The organism is Neokomagataea thailandica NBRC 106555, from assembly GCF_001598495.1.
GTDB classification, from domain to species: Bacteria; Pseudomonadota; Alphaproteobacteria; order Acetobacterales; family Acetobacteraceae; genus Gluconobacter; species Gluconobacter thailandicus_A.
In genome coordinates this window covers 1-2,663 of the sequence record NZ_BCZB01000059.1, presented here as the reverse complement: position 1 = coordinate 2,663, position 2,663 = coordinate 1, and the positions used below count along the sequence as shown (strand labels likewise).

The window sequence follows — 2,663 nt, the reverse complement described above, 5'->3', positions numbered from 1 at the left end:
CCGGATATTATATCTGGGTCCACAACCTCAGATTTTTTGTCTTACAAAAGCTACATTGAAAATTATGTACAACAAAATCCATCCTTTACAGGAACAGTCCCCAATGGAGGGTTTAGCAGTACGCTGCACAATATGGTCTTCAACGACAATCATACGGCGTCCATTATCATGTGGTTGCCAAATGCAGCTAATCAAGTTGATGATACGACAGCACAATCACAAAATAATAAAACTATTGGATACACATTAAATGATCACTGGTTTACGAAATCTTTAGGAGATATGGGTACTATACCCAATTCAGTTCCAAATGGGAGTTTGGTCTCCGTGGTCATGATGACAGGTAATGGTTATTAAAAATGGAAACACTTATTTCCCTCTTGGCGGGAACAGCCATTGCTGCCATTTTGATTCCGACGCTCGCTCATGTAGTCCATACCAGCGAGGAGCGTAACCGACAGGCCATCACGTCAGGAGAACTGCAAGACCTTATGGTCTCTGCACGAAACTTTGCCGAGAACCACCGTGATGAAATTCTTGCGAATGTTAATGTCGGCGGGACATTCGAGGTGCCGCTGAACCAAATGCCGCTTTTACCTAATTTTAATAGTAGCAACCCGTATGGCCAAAGCTGGCATATTTATATGCAACAACCCTCAAGCGGCCAAGTCAGTGCTATTATAACAACCCGAGATGGTGATGAAATAAAACTTCCAGCTTTAACGCATATCGTCGCGTTATCTGGCAATCACGCAGGCTATGTCGGCCCCGACGATACAGTCCCTGGCGTTGATAGCCAAACGGCCATTGGGGCCGCTGGGGGTTGGCATCTTCCTTTAAATGGCAGTCCGATTAACCCTGGCGCCGGTCATCTTTTTGCAATCGCGACAACGAGTAGTGCCGTTCAGTATAATACAGATGCACTTTATAGAAATGCGGTTCCCAATCACCCAGAACTCAATACGATGAATACCAGCCTTAATATGAATGGCAATAATATTGGTAATGCAAATAATATAGGGGGAAATTCTGAAACACTCAATGGAGCAATTGGAACCAATGGCCTCGACCCGAACAATGGAATACCTTCTAACTGGGGAGGAGGTGTCCACACACATGACGTGTATGCTGAGGGATCCATCGGAGCAGGCCCCCGTGGCGGACCGCCCAAGGCATGGCTTAATGACCAAGGTGATGCTGATTTCGAACGAAACGTTTGGGTTAAGAATAACTTATCGGGATTGCAATCAATAAATTTCAATAGTTCACAAAATGTTTTTATAAATAATTCCTGTTCGCCAAATGGATCTATATCAATAAATAGTGATGGAAGCGGACAACTTCTAAACTGTACAGATGGGAAATGGACTGTTCCAGGGTCTAATTTTTCATCAAATACTTGGGTGTCAGATATTTTACAGACATACACTGTAAACGGACCTTATTTGAATAACTCTAATTATGCGGCTAAAATAAATGTTGTCTGCCCCAATAGGGCACATGATTTGAGTATTGGGATTTATGTTGACGGTATATTAGAATGGTCAAGTGGTTCATTTGTAGGTCGTGGCTATACTAGCACTCAAACAGGGGCAGTTATTGTTCCTTCAAGACTGTCATATACAGTTTATATAACTGCATCAGAAGGGTATCAAAGTTTGAACTGTCAAATTATAGCTCGATGGTAGCATATTTTATTGACAATTTACCCTTTTAACTTCATGTGTTACAAAAAGAAACTCTGGAGTATTTCATGTCAGTTAATCCATATGGATTTTACCAACCCACCATTTTTCAAAAGTTAGGCATTTCATTAATGCACAATACTGTATTAGGAGGAACGTCTCTCCGACGCCGTTGGCTCGAATACTTCCGCCATGATTGTCGTGGAGCTCTCGATACGAAGCTCTTCAATTTAAAGGTTCGAGTATACCCGAAAGATAATCAAACTGATGCTAAAGGCGCACTTTGCGGAACTTCATACAACTCCAAAGAACTAAAGTGGCTTAAAAAATACCTAAAACCCAATATGGTATTTTTAGATATCGGGTCCAATATGGGTTTTTTCTCATTATTCGCAGCTAAACTAGGCGCTGATATTGTCGCTATTGAAGCAAATAAAAATTTATCTGAGAGATTCGAATATAACTTTCAATTAAACGGTTTTGATTACGAAATTTTTAATAACGCAGTTGGGGCTGAACGCAAAAAAGTGAAATTAAACTTCTTGAATGACGATCTAGGAAGCACAAATGTTGTAGAATCCAGCGATGGCACAATAGAAATGCTTCCTTTAATTGACATTATTACACAAAGTAACAATATCTCTGAAAATGATATTTTCTTGAAAATTGATATTGAAGGGCATGAATGTGACGCTCTCATTCCGTTTTTTGAAATTGCACCAAATTCGTTATTCCCCAAATTCATCATTATGGAAAAACAACCTAATGAATACAATGCATCAAAATTACACCGTACCTTAGTACAGAGTGGATTGTATAAACAAAAATCGTCAACAAGAAGCAATATACTTTATATTAGAAATTAAGTTATGCCTCTATTGTCGTGTGCGATAGCCGCTGCAACGGCTTACCATGTCCCTCAGAATGAAATACTGTCATTGATACGTAACCAGACCAAAAATAATGGTCTGGTTACGC

3 protein-coding genes are annotated in these 2,663 nt (G+C 40.1%); all 3 read left to right on the top strand.

What is annotated here, in order from left to right:
* The coding region (locus tag NTH01S_RS11290) for a type IV pilus biogenesis protein PilM (RefSeq protein ID WP_068173752.1) at positions 1-357 on the top strand (357 nt) is incomplete at its 5' end.
* A gap of 2 nt (positions 358-359) precedes the next feature.
* Positions 360-1,688: a shufflon system plasmid conjugative transfer pilus tip adhesin PilV gene (gene pilV / locus NTH01S_RS11285; protein ID WP_068173751.1), complete on the top strand. Its 1,329-nt coding sequence runs from the start codon at positions 360-362 to the stop codon at positions 1,686-1,688.
* Positions 1,689-1,753: 65 nt separating this feature from the next.
* On the top strand, positions 1,754-2,551 hold the full coding sequence (locus NTH01S_RS11280; protein WP_084367359.1) for an FkbM family methyltransferase: 798 nt from the start codon (positions 1,754-1,756) through the stop codon (positions 2,549-2,551).
* The last annotated feature ends 112 nt before the right edge of the window (positions 2,552-2,663 follow it).